This is a genomic window from uncultured Tateyamaria sp. (genome assembly GCF_947487805.1).
Lineage (GTDB): Bacteria > Pseudomonadota > Alphaproteobacteria > Rhodobacterales > Rhodobacteraceae > Tateyamaria.
On sequence record NZ_CANKXW010000003.1, the window covers coordinates 324,372 to 344,000 of the forward strand.

The 19,629-nt window shown below is 65.0% G+C and carries 22 protein-coding genes; 13 read left to right on the forward strand and 9 right to left on the reverse strand.

The genetic code is table 11. The features are described 5' to 3' along the window. Positions 1 to 7: 7 nt before the first annotated feature. Positions 8 to 214 (forward strand): hypothetical protein, encoded by a 207-nt coding sequence (locus Q0949_RS10950; RefSeq protein WP_299371655.1) that lies wholly within the window; start codon positions 8 to 10, stop codon positions 212 to 214. 283 nt (positions 215 to 497) lie between these two features. Here the strand turns inward: Q0949_RS10950 and Q0949_RS10955 are convergent, their stop codons facing one another. Genes Q0949_RS10955 through Q0949_RS10965 form a run of 3 tightly spaced genes read right to left on the reverse strand, consistent with a single transcriptional unit; the run spans position 498 to position 2,498 of the window. Continuing rightward, positions 498 to 809 (reverse strand): transcriptional regulator, encoded by a 312-nt coding sequence (locus Q0949_RS10955; protein ID WP_299371657.1) that lies wholly within the window; start codon positions 807 to 809, stop codon positions 498 to 500. Between the two features lie 3 nt (positions 810 to 812). Continuing rightward, on the reverse strand, positions 813 to 1,790 hold the full coding sequence (locus Q0949_RS10960; RefSeq protein ID WP_299371659.1) for a sodium-dependent bicarbonate transport family permease: 978 nt from the start codon (positions 1,788 to 1,790) through the stop codon (positions 813 to 815). Between the two features lie 57 nt (positions 1,791 to 1,847). After that, positions 1,848 to 2,498, reverse strand: coding sequence for a carbonic anhydrase (locus tag Q0949_RS10965; RefSeq protein WP_299371661.1), 651 nt, complete (start codon positions 2,496 to 2,498; stop codon positions 1,848 to 1,850). Between the two features lie 159 nt (positions 2,499 to 2,657). Here Q0949_RS10965 and Q0949_RS10970 point away from each other — a divergent pair, with 159 nt between their 5' ends. The 3 genes from Q0949_RS10970 to Q0949_RS10980 all read left to right on the forward strand — a co-directional run bounded on the left by Q0949_RS10970 (position 2,658) and on the right by Q0949_RS10980 (position 5,266). Beyond that, a complete protein-coding gene (locus Q0949_RS10970) occupies positions 2,658 to 3,047 on the forward strand; it encodes a hypothetical protein (protein ID WP_366524027.1) in 390 nt (129 codons plus the stop codon). 72 nt (positions 3,048 to 3,119) lie between these two features. Continuing rightward, a complete protein-coding gene (locus tag Q0949_RS10975) occupies positions 3,120 to 4,499 on the forward strand; it encodes a M17 family metallopeptidase (RefSeq protein WP_299371665.1) in 1,380 nt (459 codons plus the stop codon). Next, complete coding sequence (locus tag Q0949_RS10980; protein WP_299371667.1) at positions 4,496 to 5,266, forward strand: NlpC/P60 family protein; 771 nt, start codon at positions 4,496 to 4,498, stop codon at positions 5,264 to 5,266. The genes Q0949_RS10975 and Q0949_RS10980 overlap by 4 nt, the downstream gene beginning before the upstream one ends. Before the next feature lie 101 nt (positions 5,267 to 5,367). Here the strand turns inward: Q0949_RS10980 and Q0949_RS10985 are convergent, their stop codons facing one another. Further along, complete coding sequence (locus Q0949_RS10985; RefSeq protein WP_299371669.1) at positions 5,368 to 5,715, reverse strand: DUF2794 domain-containing protein; 348 nt, start codon at positions 5,713 to 5,715, stop codon at positions 5,368 to 5,370. Between the two features lie 111 nt (positions 5,716 to 5,826). Between Q0949_RS10985 and paaI the strand changes: the two genes are divergently transcribed. Both paaI and paaK read left to right on the forward strand, forming a co-directional pair. Then, positions 5,827 to 6,261 (forward strand): hydroxyphenylacetyl-CoA thioesterase PaaI, encoded by a 435-nt coding sequence (paaI, locus tag Q0949_RS10990; protein WP_299371671.1) that lies wholly within the window; start codon positions 5,827 to 5,829, stop codon positions 6,259 to 6,261. After that, positions 6,258 to 7,535 carry a phenylacetate--CoA ligase PaaK gene (gene paaK, locus Q0949_RS10995; protein WP_299371673.1) on the forward strand — a complete coding sequence of 426 codons (1,278 nt, stop codon included), beginning with the start codon at positions 6,258 to 6,260 and terminating at the stop codon, positions 7,533 to 7,535. The genes paaI and paaK overlap by 4 nt, the downstream gene beginning before the upstream one ends. Positions 7,536 to 7,550: 15 nt before the next feature. On the opposite strand, the gene Q0949_RS11000 is transcribed toward paaK, so the two are convergent. From Q0949_RS11000 to Q0949_RS11010, 3 genes are all read right to left on the reverse strand, one after another. Further along, the gene (locus Q0949_RS11000) at positions 7,551 to 8,753 is read right to left on the reverse strand and encodes an aminopeptidase P family protein (protein WP_299371675.1); all 1,203 of its coding nucleotides are present in this window, start codon (positions 8,751 to 8,753) and stop codon (positions 7,551 to 7,553) included. 439 nt (positions 8,754 to 9,192) lie between these two features. Next, the gene (locus Q0949_RS11005; RefSeq protein WP_299371677.1) at positions 9,193 to 10,851 is read right to left on the reverse strand and encodes a DNA polymerase Y family protein; all 1,659 of its coding nucleotides are present in this window, start codon (positions 10,849 to 10,851) and stop codon (positions 9,193 to 9,195) included. Between the two features lie 65 nt (positions 10,852 to 10,916). Next, positions 10,917 to 11,534, reverse strand: a complete 618-nt coding sequence (locus Q0949_RS11010; RefSeq protein ID WP_299371680.1) for a TetR/AcrR family transcriptional regulator — start codon at positions 11,532 to 11,534, stop codon at positions 10,917 to 10,919. A gap of 185 nt (positions 11,535 to 11,719) precedes the next feature. Here Q0949_RS11010 and Q0949_RS11015 point away from each other — a divergent pair, with 185 nt between their 5' ends. The 6 genes from Q0949_RS11015 to Q0949_RS11040 all read left to right on the forward strand — a co-directional run bounded on the left by Q0949_RS11015 (position 11,720) and on the right by Q0949_RS11040 (position 16,436). After that, a complete protein-coding gene (locus Q0949_RS11015) occupies positions 11,720 to 12,643 on the forward strand; it encodes an AEC family transporter (protein WP_299371683.1) in 924 nt (307 codons plus the stop codon). Positions 12,644 to 12,720: 77 nt separating this feature from the next. Beyond that, on the forward strand, positions 12,721 to 13,551 hold the full coding sequence (gene fghA, locus Q0949_RS11020) for an S-formylglutathione hydrolase (RefSeq protein WP_299371686.1): 831 nt from the start codon (positions 12,721 to 12,723) through the stop codon (positions 13,549 to 13,551). Then, positions 13,548 to 13,997, forward strand: a complete 450-nt coding sequence (locus Q0949_RS11025) for a YaiI/YqxD family protein (protein WP_299371689.1) — start codon at positions 13,548 to 13,550, stop codon at positions 13,995 to 13,997. The genes fghA and Q0949_RS11025 overlap by 4 nt, the downstream gene beginning before the upstream one ends. Beyond that, entirely contained in the window at positions 13,994 to 14,614 is a 621-nt protein-coding gene (locus Q0949_RS11030) for an HAD family phosphatase (protein WP_299371692.1), read from the forward strand. Before Q0949_RS11025 ends, Q0949_RS11030 begins: the two co-directional genes overlap by 4 nt. Continuing rightward, positions 14,611 to 15,525: an ornithine cyclodeaminase gene (locus Q0949_RS11035; RefSeq protein ID WP_299371695.1), complete on the forward strand. Its 915-nt coding sequence runs from the start codon at positions 14,611 to 14,613 to the stop codon at positions 15,523 to 15,525. The genes Q0949_RS11030 and Q0949_RS11035 overlap by 4 nt, the downstream gene beginning before the upstream one ends. Next, positions 15,522 to 16,436, forward strand: a complete 915-nt coding sequence (locus Q0949_RS11040; protein WP_299371698.1) for an alpha/beta hydrolase — start codon at positions 15,522 to 15,524, stop codon at positions 16,434 to 16,436. Before Q0949_RS11035 ends, Q0949_RS11040 begins: the two co-directional genes overlap by 4 nt. A 99-nt stretch (positions 16,437 to 16,535) precedes the next feature. Here Q0949_RS11040 and Q0949_RS11045 read toward each other — a convergent pair whose 3' ends face one another. Next, on the reverse strand, positions 16,536 to 17,780 hold the full coding sequence (locus Q0949_RS11045; protein ID WP_299371701.1) for an MFS transporter: 1,245 nt from the start codon (positions 17,778 to 17,780) through the stop codon (positions 16,536 to 16,538). Between the two features lie 133 nt (positions 17,781 to 17,913). Between Q0949_RS11045 and zapE the strand changes: the two genes are divergently transcribed. Next, positions 17,914 to 18,969, forward strand: a complete 1,056-nt coding sequence (gene zapE / locus Q0949_RS11050) for a cell division protein ZapE (RefSeq protein WP_299371816.1) — start codon at positions 17,914 to 17,916, stop codon at positions 18,967 to 18,969. Here zapE and Q0949_RS11055 read toward each other — a convergent pair. Further along, on the reverse strand, positions 18,966 to 19,544 hold the full coding sequence (locus Q0949_RS11055; protein ID WP_299371704.1) for a hypothetical protein: 579 nt from the start codon (positions 19,542 to 19,544) through the stop codon (positions 18,966 to 18,968). The genes zapE and Q0949_RS11055 overlap by 4 nt on opposite strands. Between the last annotated feature and the right edge of the window lie 85 nt (positions 19,545 to 19,629).

Below are 19,629 nucleotides of genomic sequence, written 5' to 3' on the forward strand. Positions count from 1 at the left end.
GAGTGGGATGATGACTTGGATGAAACAGCTGCTGGGTGAGACAGCGACCGAGGAAATGACAACAGACATGCCGGTTGCACCGGATGTCACGCGCGCCGAACTGTCGGATCTCTTTGCCGACGAACTGGCCCGCCCGGCGCTGCAAAAGCGCGCCAAGGCACGGCTTGGGAAGCCACGCCACCTGATGGCAGGACGCCAGCTCCAGCTTGCATGAACGATGTTGCGCCGGTGACAGACCGTGCGCGCCACCATGCGGCGCATGGCCTGCCGGCCGGTGCATCCACAATCGACAAGGAGCCCCGATTTCGCGCCCACGCGGCCGATCCGGGATCAGCAAAGACAACAGGTTTCAGGGCCCGCGCGGGAACCGCGCACCGCCCCAACAGGATCCGCGCGCATTGAGGTGACGATCATTCCGGGATGAGTGTCGCGCGGACAGGTGAGGTAACGAGTGACACGGGGTGGCCCGCCAGCAATGGCGCGCCGCCCCGTTTTCGTCAGAACCGTTCGGCGCGCAGCACTTCGCAATCGCTGACCGACACGATGCCGATATGGCGCTCGACCACGGCAAAGGCCGCCTCCAGCAATTCATCCAGCCGCTCTGGCCGGATCACACAGACCACCTGCACCATCCCGGTGCCCCGGCTGATCTGTCCCTCGCGGCTCCAGGCACCGGACTGACCGGACCCGCCCAGCACCGGCAACACGGTCCACCCGGTGACGCCCGCATCGGTCATGGCGTCGGTCAGACGGCTTTGCATCACCTGTTCGATGATGATGGCGACCCGTTTGGCCTGATGTGTCTGCATGGCTTATCCTCCGGTCAGCGCGCTGGCGACGGCCACATAGATCGGGATGCCAAGCGTCAGGTTGAATGGAAACGTCACCCCGAGCGACAGGGTAAGGTAGATCGACGGGTTCGCCTCGGGCAGGGCCACACGCATCGCCGCCGGCACCGCGATATAGCTGGCCGAGGCCGACAGCACCATGAACAGCGCCACGCCCCCCGTGGTCAGTCCCAACAACAGGCCGGTGCCAAGGCCCAGCGTCGCCCCCACCAGCGGCATCACCATGCCAAAGGTCAGCACACCGGGCCTGAGCACCCCCGATCCGCCGCGCAGGCCACGCCCCGCGACAAGACCCATATCCAGCAGGAACAGGCACAGCACACCCTGGAACGGCGACACGATGAACGCCTCGATCTTGGCCAGCCCCTCCGCCCCTGTGACCCACCCGATCAGGAAACTGCCCACCAGCAGGACGATGGACCCGTTCAGCATGATCTCGCGCAGCAGATCGCTGTCCATGCGGCGGCTGTCTCCGCCCCGCGAAATCAACCACAGCGCCGACAGGATGGCCGGGGCCTCCATCGCGGCGGCCACGGCGACCATGTACCCTTCGGACGCGATCCCGCTTCCCTCCAGAACGGATGTCGCCGCCACGAATGTGACGATCGAGATCGACCCGTAATGCGCCGCCACCGCCGCCGCATCCAGACGGCTGAGATTGCCCATCACCTGCAACAGCGCAAAGGCAATCAGCGGCAGCACCGCCGACAGCACCACACCCGCCAACAGCGACAGGCCCAGCGTCACGTCCAACCCGTGATCCGCCACGCTGACGCCGCCCTTGAACCCGATGGCAAACAGCAGATAGATCGACATCCCCTTGGCCACCGCCTCGGGAATGTTCAGATCAGACCGCGCAAGCGCCGCCGCCACCCCAAGGGCAAAGCTCAGGATGATAGGGGACAGCAGGTTCGCTGCCGCCAGGCTCAGTATCTGATCCATCGTGACCTCTTTGGCGGGATTGCCCGTTCATGTGGCCGGATCGGCCACGAAGTAAAGTCAAACCGGCTGGAAATCGAGCGTTTTGCCCATGAACTGGCTCATGCTGCCTTCGGCGATATCGGTCCACAGCCCATGGATGCTCAGCGACCCGTTGTTCACCCGTTCCTCGACAAAGGGAAACGTCATCAGGTTTTCCATCGAGGTGACAACCGCCAGCTGCTCCAGCCTGCGCGATTTGCTGTCATTGTCGGGCATCTCCGACACCTCGCCGTATTTCGGCTTCAGGATGTCCATCCACCGCCCGACAAAGCTTGCTTTTTCCTCCAACTCGGGCGCACGGCCCTCGCACATGTCCAGACACCCCTGCACCCCGCCACAGCGCGAATGCCCCAGCACCACCAGATGCGCGACCTGCAACACGTTCACCGCATATTCGACCGCCGCCGACGTGCCATGGTGATCCCCGTCCGGCTCATAGGGCGGCACGAGGTTGGCAATGTTGCGGTGGATGAAGAACTCGCCCTGATCCGCGCCAAAGATGGACGTCACCTGCACCCGGCTGTCGCAGCACGAGATGATCATGGCCCGCGGCCGCTGCCCCTCGGTCGCCAGACGCCGGTACCACGCGCTGTTCTCGGTATAGGTCGTGGCCTTCCACCCCTGATACCGCTGCAAAAGAAAATTCGGTAACGGTTTGACCCTGTGCATGTCGGTGTTCCGCCTGTCCCTGTTCGTACTGGCTGCGGTGGTTAGCCTGAATTCGCGGCAAATTCGAGCGAAAAGACCATCCCGCCCTAACGATTTGGGAACGGTGTTCATGCGATCACCCTGTCAGCCGTGGGGGCACACCACATTGGGTGAGAAGAGGTGAGAGTTTTGACAAATGTAACACAGATCCGGCTGGCAGAGCCGGTTCAGGTCAACCATGACCGGCTTGACGCGCTGTATTCCGAGATGGACCCGGTGAATGCCGAGGATGTCGTTTGCCGCGCGATGGAGGAACTGGCGCTGCGCATGGCGCATTGTGACCGGCTCTACCGCGCCGGTGATCTGGACGAATTGCGCAAATCCAGCCGGTCGCTGATCGCCATCGCCGACCAGATCGGCATGACCGTGCTGGCGCAGGTCGCCCGCGACGTCGTCGCCTGCACCGAGGCGCGCGATCAGGTGGCACTGGCCGCCACCCTGGGCCGTCTGCTGCGCGCGGGCGAGGGGTCGCTGACCGCCATCTGGGATCTTCAGGACATCACGATCTAGGCGGCCGCATCTTGCAGCGCCGGGCAAAGCAGCTAGGGTCAGGGCAACCGTCACACGAAAAGGTGCCCCACCATGACCCTGGCCTTTGCCGACCCGGATCCGTCCGCCATCCCCCTGCACCTGCTCGACGAGGCCGCGTTTGACACATGGGCCGATGCACAGGACGCGCCGACCCGCGCCTGGGTCACGGCACAGGGGTTCAAGGGTGCACTTGGACAGGTCCTGACCTGCCCCGGACCGGACGGCATCGCGCTGGCCGCCATCGGATACGGCACCGCCCCCGCCCGCGCGCGCGGGCGCTTCCACCTTGCCGCAGGGGCGGCGCGCCTGCCCTCAGGCACCTACACCTTGCACCACGACCTCGACCCGGACACCCTGGCCACCGAGGCGCTGGGATGGCTGCTGGCCAGCTACCGCTTTGACCGCTACCGCGACCAGACACCCATGGCCGCGCGACTGGTCGCGCCCGACGGCATCGACGCGGGCCACATCACTGCCATCGCCAATGGCGAGGCGCTGACCCGCACCCTGATCAACACGCCCGCCGCCGACATGGCGCCACCCGACCTCGAACAGGCCGCACGCGATGTGGCCGCACAGTTCGACGCCCGGATCACCGTCATCAGCGGCGATGACCTGCTGGCCCGGAACTTTCCCCTGATCCACACCGTGGGCCGCGCCGCCGACCGCGCACCGCGGCTGATCGACCTGCGCTGGGGCAGCACGGGGCCGAAACTCACGCTCGTGGGCAAGGGCGTCTGCTTCGACACCGGCGGCCTCAACCTCAAACCCGGCGCGTCGATGGGCCTGATGAAAAAGGACATGGGCGGCGCCGCCGCCACGCTGGGCCTCGCCCAGATGATCATGGCCACCGGGCAACGGGTCCAACTGCGCCTGCTCATCCCCGCCGTCGAAAACAGCGTGTCCGGCAACGCCTTCCGCCCCGGCGACATCCTGCCCTCGCGCAAGGGCCTGACGGTCGAGATCAACAACACCGACGCCGAAGGCAGGCTGGTCCTTGCCGACGCCCTCGCCTACGCGGACGAGGACGCGCCCGATCTGGTCATCTCCATGGCCACCCTCACCGGGGCCGCGCGGGTGGCCGTGGGCCCCGACCTCGCCCCCTACTACACCGATGACCCGGCCCTGGTGACCGCCCTCGAACAGGCCGCACACGCGCAGGCGGACCCGGTCTGGCGCATGCCCTTCCACACGCCCTACGAGGCGATGATCGAACCGGGCATCGCCGATCTCGACAACGCGCCCAAAGGCGGCTTTGCCGGATCGATCACCGCCGCCCTGTTCCTGCGCCGGTTCGCAGGCGCGCGGCGCTACATGCATTTCGACATCTACGGCTGGCAACCCTCCGACGCCCCCGCCCGCGCCAAGGGCGGCGTGGGCCAGGGCACCCGCGCCCTGCTCGCGGCCCTGCCGCGGATGCTGTCCCCGTGACCGACCCACGGCTGACCCCGGACCCGCACCTGGTCGACGGCGCACGGCCCGGCCAGATCACCGCCCCCCATGTGGACCTGCAACGCGGCCCGAACGGCGCGCGCGACCGCCAGCTGATCGGCGGCGCGACGGTCACGGTGCTGGGCGCGCAAGGCGATCACACCTATCTGCGCGCGGATCTCGACGGCTATGTGGGGTTTGTTGCGGCCTACGCCGTGGGGCCAGTCACCACACCCACACACGTGGTCACCACCCCCGCCGCCCACGCCTATACCGCGCCCGACATCAAATCACCCCAGGCCCACGCGCTGACCTTCGGCACCCGCCTCACCGCCACGGACGAGACGGCCGACTTCATCCACACCCATCTCGGCCATGTGCCCAAGGCCCAGATCACCGCCACACCGTTCCGCGCGCCACCGACCGAAACCGCGCGCCTGTTCCTCGGCACGCCCTACCTCTGGGGCGGCAACACCCGTGCAGGCATCGACTGTTCCGGCCTCACCCAGATCGCCCTGACCACCGCCGGCATCCCCTGCCCCGGCGACAGCGACCACCAACAACAGCATTTCGCCGATGCCACAGGCCCCTACGCCCCCGGCGACCTGCTCTTCTGGAAAGGCCACGTGGCCCTCGTCACCAGCAAAACCCAGATGATCCACGCCAACGCCTTCCACATGTCCGTGACCGAGGAACCGATCGCAACCGCCACCGCCCGCATCGCCGAAACGGGCGGCGGCCCCGTCACCGCCCACAAACGCCCCTGACCCCTTCCTTTCGCCATGAAATACCTTCGGGGGAGCGCGAGGGGGCAGACAGCCCCCTCGTCAACAAAAATAGATAGCGCCCGCGCCAGCGGACAATTGGATCACTCGACCGCCCGGATCAGCTTGCGTTCCAGCACCCGCAGCACTGTCTTCAGATCATGGCCCCGGCGCAGGATCTGGCCGTCCATGCCGATCACCGCATACATGCCCTGCCGCCCGCGCAGCTTGGGCCGCTTCTCGATCCGGTACAGCGGGTTCTCCGCCGTGCGCCGAAACACCGAAAACACCGCCACCTCGCGCAGGCACGAAATGCCATAGTCCCGCCACTCGCCCGCCGCGACCATCCGCCCATAAAGCGACAGGATCACGGCCAGCTCGGTCCGGTGAAACGCAACCTGCAACGGCGGCATCTCGCGGGAATTGGACGGGGGGGGCGTGTGCAACGTCATACCCCGACAGTTGCGCGACCGCCGCCACAATTCAAGAGGCTCTGACAGGAATGCTTGAACATGTTACAAAATCGGGGCAACCTTTCAAAAATGGAAACGCATGAGGCCCCCATGACCCCCCAGGACCGCGCCACCCGCTGCGCCGACGCCATGTGGGCCAACGATCTGGCCAGCCAGTCGCTGGGCATCCACGTCGATCACATCGGCCCCGGACAGGCCACCCTGTCGATGCCCGTGCGCGCCGATATGCTCAACGGCCACGGCATCTGCCACGGCGGCATGATCTTTACCCTCGCCGACAGCGCCTTTGCCTTCGCCTGCAATACCTACAACCGGATTGCCGTGGCCCAGCAGAACCAGATCACCTACCTCTCCCCCGGCCAACCGGGCGAAACCCTGACAGCCACCGCAACCGAAACCGCCCGCCAGGGCCGCTCGGGCACCTACGATGTCACAGTCACGGGCGGCGACGGACGCACGGTCGCCCTCTTTCGCGGCCTGTCCCGCACCATCTCCGGTACCCATTTCGACGAGGATCAGCCATGAAGGATCTCACCCCCGACCGCAGCACGCTGGACCCCATCGAAATCGCCAGCCGCGACGAAATCACGGCACTACAGACCGACCGCCTGCGCTGGTCGCTGGCCCATGCCTACGCCAACGTGCCCCACTACACCCAGGCCTTCGACGCCGCAGGCGTGCACCCGGACGACCTGACCGACCTGTCTGACCTGTCCAAATTCCCCTTCACCGTGAAATCCGACCTGCGCGCCAACTACCCATTCGGCATGTTCGCCGTGCCACGGGATCAGGTCAAACGTATCCACGCCTCCTCCGGCACCACCGGGCAACCGACCGTCGTGGGCTACACCCAATCCGACCTCGAAAACTGGGGCCAGGTCGTCGCTCGTTCCCTGCGCGCGGCGGGGATGCAGCCGGGCGACCTTCTGCACAATGCCTACGGCTACGGCCTCTTTACCGGTGGACTCGGCATCCACCTCGGCGCCGACGCACTGGGCCTCAGCACCATCCCCATCTCGGGCGGCATGACCCCCAGACAGGTCCGCCTGATCGAAGACTTCAAACCCAAGGGCATCACCGTCACCCCCTCCTACGCACTCTCCGTGCTCGACGAATTCCACGCCCAAGACCTCGACCCCCGCGCCTCCAGCCTCGAAGTCGGCATCTTCGGCGCCGAACCCTGGACCAACGCCATGCGCGCCGAAATCGAACAGGCCTTCGACATGCACGCCGTCGACATCTATGGCCTCAGCGAGGTCATCGGCCCCGGCGTCTCCATGGAATGCGTCGAAACCAAGGACGGCCTGCACATCTGGGAAGACCACTTTTTCCCCGAAATCATCGACCCCACCACCGGCCAACCCGTCGCCGATGGCGAAATGGGCGAACTGGTCTTCACCTCCCTGACCAAAGAGGCGTTCCCGATCATCCGCTACCGCACCCGCGACCTCACCCGCCTGCTGCCCGGCACGGCGCGGTCAATGCGCCGCATGGAAAAGGTCACGGGCCGCAGCGACGACATGATCATCCTGCGCGGCGTGAACGTCTTTCCGACCCAGATCGAGGAATGCGTGATGGCCACCCCCGGCCTCGCCCCGCATTTCCAGATCGAACTGACCAAACCTGACCGTATGGACGTCATGGCCATCCACTGCGAGGGACCGGACCCCGCCGCAGGCACGGCACTGGCCACGCGCATCAAGGACAGCATCGGCATCTCCGTCCAGATCACCGTGGGCGCGCCGGGCTCCGTCGCCCGGTCACAGGGCAAGGCCGTGCGGATCGTCGACAACCGCTGACGATCCGCACGCCGATCATCCCACGACGTTGAACGCCGGCCCATAGGGATAGCCGGTGATGTTCTCCGGCCCATCCTCGGTGATGATCAGAATATCATGCTCGCGATATCCCCCCGCGCCGGGTCTGCCCTCCGGCACGGTCAGCATCGGCTCCATCGAAATGACCATGCCCGGCGCCAGCACCGTGTCCACATCTTCGCGCAGCTCCAGCCCCGCCTCGCGGCCATAGTAATGCGACAGCACCCCAAAGGAATGGCCATAGCCAAAGGTCCGGTATTGCAGCAGATCCCGTTCGGCAAAAAACCCGTTGATCTGTGCCGTCACCTCCGAACAGCGCGCGCCGGGCTGCAACAGGCTCATGCCGAACTCATGCGCCGCCACATTGGCCTCCCAGATCTCAAGGCTGGCCGCATCCACCGTTTCCACGAACATCGTCCGTTCCAGCGCGGTGTAATAACCGCTGATCATGGGAAAGGTGTTCAGGCTCAGGATATCGCCCGGCTGCAAGACGCGGCCCGTCACCGGATTGTGCGCCCCGTCGGTGTTGATCCCGGATTGAAACCAGACCCAGGTGTCGCGGTACTCGGCATCGGGAAACCGCCGGGCAATCTCCAGTTCCATTGCGTCGCGCCCCGCCATGGCGACGTCAATCTCGCGCGTGCCCGCCCGGACCGCGTCCCGGATCGCATGGCCGCCCACATCCGCCACGGCGGCACAGGCCCGGATATGCGCGATCTCTGCGGCCGACTTGTGCATACGCTGGCGCATGGTCATCGGGGCGACATCCACCGTGGTCTTGGGCGACAGGAACCTGTCCATCAGGTCGCGCTGCGCCAGTGTCAGGTGATCGGCCTCGTATCCGATGGCCTTGCCCGGCCCGGTGACGGACAGAACCGCCCGCCAATAATTGTCCCGCTGCCAATCGGTATAGGTGATGTTGTCGCCATGGCTGCGCCGCCACGGCTGTGCGGCGTCAATCCCTGCGCTGATGGTCACGTCCTCGGTCTGGGTCACGACCAGCGCATAGGCCCGCCCGAACGCGCAATAAAGGAACCCGGAATAATAGGCCACGTTGTGCATCGAGGTGAAAACGCAGGCGTCAACACCCGACGCCTGCATGTCCGCACGCAGACGCGCCAAACGGTCCTCGTATTCCTGCGGTACAAAAGGCAGGGTCTTCTGACCCTGATGAAAACGGTAGAATTCTGGGCGATCCATTGCTGGCTCCTCCATGACGTGCCGCAACACGATCCGAAGAAGTGGGCCTTCCTCGGCTGTGCCACAGCAAAGAAAAATCCCGGCGTTCAGGAAGGGGGAAACGGGTGTGCATGTGCATGCTGGCGACGCCATCGCCGACCCGGTCCAATCATCGCCGGGAATGGCGACACGGGGCAAGCCTTTTTTCGGGTCGTGCGCGCGTTTGTTAAGGGAATATCAACCAAGGTTAACAAGGAACCGATACTTGCCAATTGGTAAACGAGGCGGCGGTCTCTCCGGCGCGTCAAAACGTACAGTTTGGCGGGCAAACTGCGTGTTTTTGGCGAAACGGGCCTGTTCGGGGCGGATACGGGCCCTGCAAAACGTACAGTTTGCGGGGTAAATTGCACGGTTTCATGCGCCCCCGACCACCGCGCGCTGCGTTAACCCCACCGTACGGTCAGGCAAAGGATCCGTGACAAAACCACCCCGACGACATCGCCCCCCCATGCGCATAAAACAGCCACAACCGCTGTCCGTCCTCGGTGTCCGTCACCCAATAGTCCCGCGTGCCGCTGCGCCAGTTCGGGTCGTCCAGCCACCATTCCGGCGCGATCCGTTCCGGCCCCAGCGCCCGCAGCCGCACCAGATCCCGCCCCCGCCAGCGAAAGGTTTGCGGCAGGCGCGGCACATCCGGCGCATGCACCGGTTCGGGGTGCCACAGCAGCATGGGGCGCGGGTTGACCGGGGCGGGCCACGGCCCCTCATGCGGCTTGGACCAGGCCGCGGCCAGCACCTTCTGGGACTTCTCGGGGATGTTGCTGTCGGCCGGTTGCAGACGGCGGATCGCGTCCAGCCCCACCCGCGCGCCCAGCCGCCCGATCAGGTCGTCCAGCGCATTGGCATTGTTCAGCCGCGCCTGCACCGCAGCCCCCGCCTGCATATGGCCCACGGCCATCACGTCATGCACCGGCTCCACCTGCACCGCCACCAGCCGCAGCATGTCGATGCCAAAGCCCGCGTCGATCTCCTCCAGCTTCAGCTCCAGCAGGGGGCGGATGCGGTCGGGGTCGTGGCTGGGTCGGGCCAGCCCGATCTCGATCACCTCGATGGCGTGGTCGCTGCGGTGGGCGTGCAGCGCCACGCGGCGCGCGCCTTTTCCCTTGTCTTTCAACGCTGTACACAAACGCGGCAGCAGCCGGTCAATCCCCGCCATCACGTCCTCTGTCAGACCGATGGGGTCCGGCAGGGTCATGCGCACCGCGAAGTGGTCGGGCGGCTTGGCCGGGGATACCGGCTCGGGCGCGCTGCCCATCGCCTGGTCCATCCGCATCACCAGCCCCCTGCCAAACCGGCGCGCCAGCCCGGCCCGCGGCTGGCCCAGCAGGTCGCCCACACGGCGCAGGCCCAGCCGCCCCAGCTGGGCGGTGGTCTCGGGCTCCAGCCGCAGGGCGGCAATGGGCAGCGGCGCCAGCGCGCCATAGGTCTGGCCCGGTGGCGCAATCCGCGTGACGTCCCCGGACCGGGTCACCACCGGCGGCGCCGCGCCGCCCTTGGTCCAGTGGCGCCGCTTGCCCGCGCGGGACCGGGTGGCGCGCGCCTCCTGGTCGATGGCGTCGCCGCTGCGGTCCGACCCCGCCGCGCGCCCGGCATAGCGGGCCAGCGCCCAGGCCGCACCACGGGTGTCGGCCAGCCCCATCAGAACGGTCAGCCCCAGATCGGTGCAGTCGTCCTGCACCACCTGCATCAACTGCGCCTCGCCCCCGAAAAGATGCGCACAGCCCGTCAGGTCCACCACCAGCGCATCGGTTTCCTCGGGCGCGACCCAAGGGCTGAACTTGCCCGCCCAGCGCTGCAACGCCTCCAGAAACCGCGCCTCACCCACCGCGCTGCGCGTGTGGGTCAAAAGCCCCGGACACATCGCGTGGGCGTCGCGCACCGGCTGTCCCACCTGCACGCCCTGCGCCTGCGCGACACCGTTCAAGGCACTGATAACCTGGGTATTTTGCCGTTCCTCGACGATGGCGACGGGCTGATCGGCCAGCACCGGTTGCCGCCGGATCAGGCGTTCGGCCCCCAGCCGGGGAAACCACAGGGACAGGATGCGGCGGTCGGACATCTATATTTGTTCACATTTTGTTCTCATTCCGAAACTACGCCGAGTCGCGGGGCTGAGTCGAGATGTCAGACGCCGTAACGGGCCAGAAAGGTCTCGACCGCGCTGTCGACCACCCGGTCGATATCGTCCTGCGATACGCTGTCGATGACGCCAAAGATCAGGCGCGGCCAGATATCGGCCTTGCACAGCTCACCGAACTGATCCGCCGCCAGCGTCAGGTCATCAATCCGCAGCTCGCCGCGATCGACGGCGGCCTGAAAATAGCCGCCCATCTCCGCACGCATCCGTTCGGGCCCCGACTTGTAGAACGCCCGCCCGATCTCGGGGAAACGGTCGGATTCCGCCACGCAGATGCGAAACACCTGTTGGCCGAATTTCGACGTGATAAAGTGCAGGAAATGCTTGCCCACCTGGCACAAAACGTCCCGCGGCGGCGCGCTCATGTCGATGTTGTCGATGGCCGCCTGGCTTTGGCGGGCGCATTCCATATTGGCCACTTCCATGAACAGCAGCCGCTTGTCCGGGAAATAGCTGTAGAGCGTCGCCTTGCTGACCTGGGCCGCCTTGGCGATGTCATCGACGCTCGCACCCTCAAAGCCATCGGCCATAAAGACCAGCCGCGCACCCTCGAGCACCTGATCAAATTTGCGGCCCTTGCGGACGATGGGTGTTGCGTCGTTCATGAACTTTCCCGGAACCAAGACAGGCCTTAACATAAACCGATCCGTTCAGTTTCTATAGTAAAATCGCCGCAAGGCGACGTCAGGGCATATAACGCAAGCGCGCGCCACAGGTTCCCGCACCCGTTTTTGCCCCATGCCGCGCATCGGCAGTGGATAGCGGCGCGCGCACGCGCTATGCCTGTGGCATGCTGCCGATCCTTTTCAAAACACTGCCGTTTTTCGCCCTGATCGGGCTGGGATACTGGGCCGGGCGCACGCGGTTTTTCAGCCAGGAGGCCACCGCCTATCTGACCAAGTTCGTGTTCTACTTTGCCCTCAGCGCCATGATCTTCCGGTTTGCGGCCAATCTGGAACTGGCGCAGGTCTGGGACGGGCGGCTGGTCGCCGCGTATCTGTGGGGCACGGCCTTTGTCTACGGGATTGCCACGCTGGTCGGGTTCCTGCGCAAGCTGGACGTGGCCACCAATGCGGTCGAGGCGCAATGCGCCGTGATCGGCAACGCGGGCTTTCTCGGGCTGCCCATGCTGGCGCTGCTTTTTGGTCCGCAGGCCATCGGGCCGGTCATGCTGGTGCTGGCCACGGACCTGATCGTGTTTTCCAGCTTGATCGTGATTCTGATCACGGTGGGGCGCGGCGGGCGCATGTCGCCCGGTATCTTCAAGACCATCGGCATCGGTTTGATCAAGAACCCGATGATCGTGGCCATGGCGACGGGCCTTTTGTGGGCGGGTTTCAAGATCCCGATCCCCACGCCAATGAACGACTTTCTCAGCATTCTGGGCGGAGCGGCGACGCCCGGCGCGTTGTTTGCCATCGGCGCGTCGCTGGCCTCGAAGACAACCGAGCGGATCGAGATCGCGGGCTGGCTGAGTTTTTGCAAGCTGGTGCTGCACCCCGCCTTTGTCGCTTTTTCCGCGCTCTATCTGTTCCACGTCGACCCGTTTGGCGCGGCGATGATCATCGCCTGTGCCGCCATGCCTGTGGCGGGCAACATCTATATGCTGGCGCAGCATTACGGCGTGGCACCGCAGCGTGTGTCGGCCACCATCCTCGTGTCGACCGCGCTCAGCATCGTGACGCTTACCGCCGTGATTGCATGGGTCAGTTGAGGCCGCATTTCACGCACCCGGAACTTGCCGCTGCGGCCCTGGCCCGCTAGCGATGAAAAAACGAAAGGATCACGCCCATGCAAACCCAATCCGAGAACGCGTGCTTTGGCGGCACCCAAGGCGTCTATACCCATGCGTCCAGCGCCTGCGCCTGCGACATGACCTTTGGGCTGTTCCTGCCCGAAGAGACGCGCGACGGGCCGGTGCCGCTGCTGTGGTATCTGTCGGGGCTGACCTGCACCCACGAGAACGCGATGACCAAGGCGGGCGCGCAGGCCTGGGCGGCGGAGCATGGCATCGCGCTGGTCTTTCCAGACACGTCACCGCGGGGCGAGGACGTTGCGGATGACGACGGCTATGACCTGGGCAAGGGGGCGGGGTTCTATGTGAACGCGACCGAGGCACCATGGGCCGCGCATTACCGGATGTGGGATTACGTGATGGAGGAGTTGCCCGAGCTGCTGGGCAATGAATTTGCGCTGGACATGGACCGCCAGTCGATCACCGGGCATTCGATGGGCGGGCACGGAGCGCTGACCATGGCGATGTCCCCGCGGGGACAGTTCCGGTCGGTGTCGGCCTTTGCGCCTATCGTGAACCCCACCGCAAGCGATTGGGGGCGCAAGCAGCTTGGTGCATATTTGGGGAACAATGAAGACCTGTGGTCGCCCCATGATGCGACCCTGTGCATGCGGGATCGGGGGTTTGACGGGCCGATGCTGATTGATACGGGCACGGCGGACCAGTTCATTGATCTGTTGAAGCCCGAGGCGCTGGCCGAGGCGGCAGCGGCCAAGCGTCAGCAGATCACCCTGCGGATGCAGCCGGGATACGATCATTCCTATTTCTTTGTCTCGACCTTCATGGAAGATCACGTGGCCTTTCACGCCGAGGCGCTGTGGGCGTGACCACGCTCTATATTGATGCGGATGCGTGCCCGGTGAAGGCAGAGGCCGAGCGGGTCGCGACGCGCCACAAGGTGCCGATGAAGGTGGTGTCGAATGGCGGGCTGCGCCCGTCGCAAAACCCGTTGGTAGAGACTGTTATCGTGCCCGAAGGCCCGGATGTGGCGGATATGTGGATCGCGGATCGCGCGGGCGCGGGTGACGTGGTGATCACCGGCGACATACCGCTGGCGGCCAAGTGCGTCGAGGCAGGCGCGCGGGTGCTCAAGCACAATGGTGAGGCGTTGACGGCGGCCAATATCGGCAATGTGCTGGCCACGCGGGACCTGATGGCCGATCTGCGCGCGGCGGATCCGTTTCGTCAGGGGGGCGGCAAGGGCTTTACCAAGGCGGACAGATCGCGTTTTCTGGATGCGTTGGAGCGGGAACTGAGGGCGGCAAAACGATGACGATCAAGGCGGTGGTATTCGACATCGCGAATGTGCTGATCGAGTGGCAGCCCGAGCGGTTTTTCGACAGTGTGATCGGCGAGACGCGCAGGCGTGCGATGTTCGCGGCGGTCGATCTGCATGGCATGAATGACAAGGTCGACATGGGCCACCATTTCACCGAGACGGTGCACGCCACCGCCGATGCCTATCCCGAATGGCGCGACGAGATCCACATGTGGCACGATCGCTGGATCGAGATGGCCGCCCCCGTGATCGACCATTCCGTGCGCCTGATGGAGGCGTTGCAGGCCAAGGGGATACCGGTATTTTCGCTGACGAATTTCGGCATTCAGACCTATGATCACGCGGCCACGTTCTATCCGTTCCTGCGCCAGTTCGACCGGGATTTCATCTCGGGACATATGGGGGTGATCAAGCCGGATCCGACGATCTACCAGATGCTGGAGGATGCAAGCGGGCTGTCGGGCGATGCGTTGATCTTTGCCGATGACCGGGCCGACAACATCATCGCCGCCGCCGCACGAGGCTGGCGCACGCATCTGTTTGAGGGGCCGCAGGGCTGGGCCGATCGGCTGGTGGCCGAGGGGCTGTTGACGGCGGACGAGGCGGCATGAGCGGCATCCCCTTCATCCCCTTTGCCGAAGGTGAGGCGCTGCTGGACTGGATCGGGCTGACCGATGCGCTGGCGGCGGGGCATGACCTGCCGCGGGCCGAAATTGGCGACACGTTCCTGTATCGTGATCCCGACACGCTGCTGAGCCGGGCGGCGTGGATCGACGGGCTGGGCATGGCGGTCAAGACGGCGACGGTGTTTCCGGGCAATCCGGGACGCGGTGCGCCGATGATCAACGGGGGTGTGAACCTTTATGCCGATGGCGATGGCACGCTGGAGGCGATTGTCGATTTCCATCTGGTGACCAAGTGGAAGACGGCTGGAGACAGTTTGCTGGCCGCGCGGCGTCTGGCCCGGCCAGACAGCCGGCGCATCCTGATCGTGGGCGCGGGAACGGTGGGCCGCTCGCTGCACGATGCCTATGGCGCGGCCTTTCCGCAGGCAGAGTTCACCGTGTGGAACCGCACCCGCGCCACCGCCGAGGCGATGGCCGCCGAGCGGCCCGGTCTGCGCGTGGCGGAGGACCTTGAGCAAGCCGTGCACGAGGCCGACATCATCACCAGCGCCACCATGTCGACCGCGCCGCTGATCCGTGGCGCGTGGCTGCGCCCCGGTCAGCATATCGACCTGATCGGGGCCTACCGTCCCGACATGCGCGAGGTGGACGACGCGGCCATTGCAGGCGCGCGCGTGTTCGTGGACAGTTACGACACCACCATCGGCCATATCGGAGAGATCAAGATCCCCCTCGAGGCAGGCACCATCACCCGCGATCACTTGCAGGCGGATTACTATGATCTGGCTGGGTTTACCCGTGCACCAGAGGACATCACCCTTTTCAAGAACGGTGGCGGGGCACATCTGGACCTGATGACCAGCCGCTACATCCTGGATCGGTGGCGCGCGCAATGATGTGGTTTGTGCTGATCCTGCTGGGCCTTCTGGCCGTGCCCCTGACCATAGAATGGATGCGCGATGACATTGGGGACAAGGCGCGCGGCAATGCGTCGGGCCAGTTCGCGTTGCTGTCGCAGGGGGCCACGCATTACGAGTGGATGGGCCCGGAACGCGGGCCGGTGGCGCTGTGCATCCACGGGCTGACCACGCCGTCCTTTGTCTGGCGAGGCATGGCCAAGGGGCTGGCGCTGATGGGGTTTCGGGTGCTGGTCTATGATCTCTATGGCCGGGGCCTGTCGGACCGGGTGCGGGGCAAGCAGGATGCCGCGTTCTTTGTCCAGCAGATCACTGATCTGTTGGCGCATGAGAACGTCAAGGGCCACCTGACGGTGTTCGGCTATTCCATGGGCGGGGCCATTGCCGCGCATTTCACCGCGCAGCATCCGGGATCGGTCAAGCAGTTGGTGCTGCTGGCCCCGGCGGGGATGTTCGATCTGGGTGGAGGGCAGCTGCGCATTGCGCGCGACCTGCCGGTGATCGGCGACTGGCTGTTTTTGCTGGTCTATCCGTTCATCCTGCGCAAGGGGATCCGGGCGGAGGCGCATCTGCCGTCCAGCGTGCCGGACATTGCCGCCCTGCAAGCGGCAGAGACGGACAGGCGTGGGTATTTTCCGGCGGTGCTGGCATCGCTGCGGGGGGTGTTGCGACACGACGCAGAGGATGCGCACCGCGCCATTGCGGCGGCGGGCGTGCCGGTTCTCGCCATCTGGGCCGAAGAGGATGATGTCATCCCGCTGAGCGGCAAGGATACGCTGGCGCAATGGAACCCGCAGGCGATGCAGGCGGTGATACCCGAGGCCGCCCATTCGGTGACCTATACCCACACCGATCAGGTGCTCGAAGTCTTTCGCACCTCGCGCGGCTAAAGCAGTTTTCGATAAACCTGAATCACTTAACCCTGCCTGAAATCAAAGATTTCAACGGATTAAGTGATGAGTGATGGTTCCGGTTAAATCGAAAACGCTCTAGGCCACGGCGGGCTGCGCCAGCGGGCGTTCCCTGACCGGCAGGTGCACAACCGCGCTGAAGACACCGATGCCGACGCCGATCCACCAGACCAGCGTATAGTCGCCGTAGACATCATAGAGCCGCCCGCCCAGCCACACGCCCAGGAACGACCCCAGCTGGTGGCTGAAAAAGATGATGCCATAAAGCGTGCCCATATAGCGCAGCCCGTAGATATACGCGACCAGTCCGCTGGTCAGCGGCACGGTGGCCAGCCACAGCATGCCCATCGCAAAGGAAAAGAGCAGCACCGAGGTCGGCGTGATCGGGAACATGATAAAGAGCGCGGCCGCAATGGCCCGCCCGATGTAGATCCCCGCCAGCAGGTATTTCTTGGAATAGCGCTGGCCTGCCCACCCGGCGGCAAGGGTGCCCGCGATATTCGCCAGACCGATCATCGACAGGGCCACGGCCCCAAGGGCAGACGTGGACGAGATGCCCATGCTGTCCAGCATCCCACCCGGCAGGATCGGGCCGCACAGCTCGGTCACAAAGGCCGGGAAATGGGCCGTGACGAACCCAAGCTGATAGCCGCAGGAGAAAAAGCCGAGGAAGATCAGCGTATAGGACGGGTCGCGAAAGGCCTTGACCAGTACGTGGCCCAGGCTTTCCTCGATCTGGTGCTTTGAGGCCAGCGGCGGCACCCGCATCATGGGCAGGGTCAGCAGGATGGCCATCACGGCCACGGCAAAGATCAGGAACACGCCCTGCCACGACATGCTGCCCAGCAGCCATTCAGCCAGCGGCGGGCCAAAGATCTGGCCGAACGACCCGGCCGCGGCGGCGATCGCAAGGCTCATCGAGCGGTTTTCATCGCTGGCGGCGCGCCCCACCACGGCGAGGATCACGCCAAAGCCGGTTCCCGCCACGCCAAAGCCCACGAGCCACGCATAAAGCTGGTGTTCCAGCGGCGTTGTCGACCACGCGGACAGGACCAGACCCGCCGCATAGACAAAGACGCCGATCACAATTGACCGGCGGTCACCGATCTTTTCCGCGATGGCGCCGAAAATCGGCTGGCCGATCCCCCAGGCCAGGTTCTGGATCGCGATGGCCATGGAAAACTCGGCCCGCGCCCAGCCGAATTCATCCGCAATCGGGATCTGGAACACGCCAAAGGACGCGCGGATCGCAAAGCTGATGATGATGACGACACAGCCCACGATCAGGACGGGTGTGAAGATGGAGGTGCGGCTGGTGGTCATTCGTGTCTCCGACGTGTTGCCGCGACAGTACGGAGCGCACGCGCCGCGTCAAATCAGCATTTCTGAGGCGCGGTTCAATTTCCTTGAACTGTCGTGGCTTTTCATGCACGAGGCGGCGCGGTACGACATGGAAATGACCGATCTGATCCAGGCCTATGACGCCCTTGTGGCCGACGGCACGCTGCAACGCGATGACGCGCAAGAGGCCGTCCTGCCCGAGTTCGAGCGCATCCGCGCAGCACTGGCCGAACCGGTCAAACGCGGGTTGTTCCGCCGCGCGCCCGAGCCGCCCAGGGGCCTCTACCTCTGGGGCGGTGTGGGGCGGGGCAAATCCATGCTGATGGACTTTTTTGTCAGCCATCTGTCCGTGCCCGCGCGCCGCGTCCATTTCCACGCCTTCATGCAGGAAATCCACGCCGCCATGCACGTGGCGCGGCAGCGCGGGGTGGATGATGCGATTGCCCCCGTTGCGGCGGATGTGGCGGCGTCCGTGCGACTGCTGGCCTTTGACGAGATGCAGATCACCGACATCACCGACGCGATGATCGTGGGCCGCCTGTTCGAGGCGCTGTTTGCCGCCGGGGTGGTGGTGGTGACCACCTCGAACAGGGTGCCGGATGACCTTTATAAGGACGGGCTGAACCGCCAGCTGTTCGTGCCGTTCATCGACCTGATCAAGGACCATCTGGTGGTTTGGGAACTGGCCTCGCCCACCGATTACCGGCAGGACAGGCTGAGCGGCAGCCCCACCTATTTCAGCCCGTTGAGTGCCGAGGCGCGCGCGCAGCTGGATGCGATCTGGGCCGATCTGTCGGGACCGGACGCACAGCCGCTGGATATCGCGATCAAGGGGCGCACCGTGACGGTGCCGCAGTTTTCCAACGGGGTCGGGCGCGCGAGCTTTTTCGACCTGTGTTCAAAACCGCTGGGTCCCGGCGATTTTCTGGCCATTGCCGAGGCCTGCAAGGTTCTGATGATCGACGACATCCCCTGCCTGTCACGCAACAATTTTAACGAGGCCAAGCGGTTCGTGACGTTGATCGATGCGCTATACGAGGCGCGGGTGCGGTTGATATGTTCGGCGGCGGCCCAGCCCGAGATGCTGTACCTGGAGGGCGAAGGCACGTTCGAGTTCGAACGCACCGCATCCCGCCTGCGCGAAATGCAAAGCGCGGATTGGGCGGCCTAGCCGCGCGCGTAGCGGACCAGCGCGACCAGCAGCGTTTCGGTGTCCATCCGGCCGGATGTCATCATCAGCTGCCGGGGCGGTGTGAATTCACCGCGTGCGGCCGCCGTATTCAGCAGGGCGTCGATATAGGCGTTGGATTGCCCCTCGGTCAGCGCCTGCACAAGCAGCCCCTGTAACCGGTCGCCTGACTGTACGCCATATCCGAATTCGGCCAGCACGGTGGCCGTGAGGCTGCGCAGGTCGCTGCGGCTGGCATCGGTGTCGGTCAGGCGGATGGGTTGGCGCAACTGGCGGCTGACCGCCTCGGATGCGGAAAGGCCGTCAAGGTCCAGAAGCGACGCGTCGGACCGGGTCACCTCGGGCGTGGGAGAGGCGTCGATCAGGGGGGCAGTGTCTTCGATCACGGCAATCTGGTCAGTGGCAGGGTCGGCGCCCGGCTGAAGCAGGATCAGCCCGATCGTCACCGTCAGAAAGGCGACCGCAATCAGAAGCATCTTGATGTTTGATGTCGAGCGATCCAGATCGAGATCCGTCGCATCGGTTGTGTCGGCCGGTTTGGCCCCACGCCTGAACATACCGCTTCCCCCAAAGCTGCGCCGCGTGATCGTGCCAAATCCGCGGCTTAATTCCGCAAAATGTAGCAAAAAACCGCCTATGGGG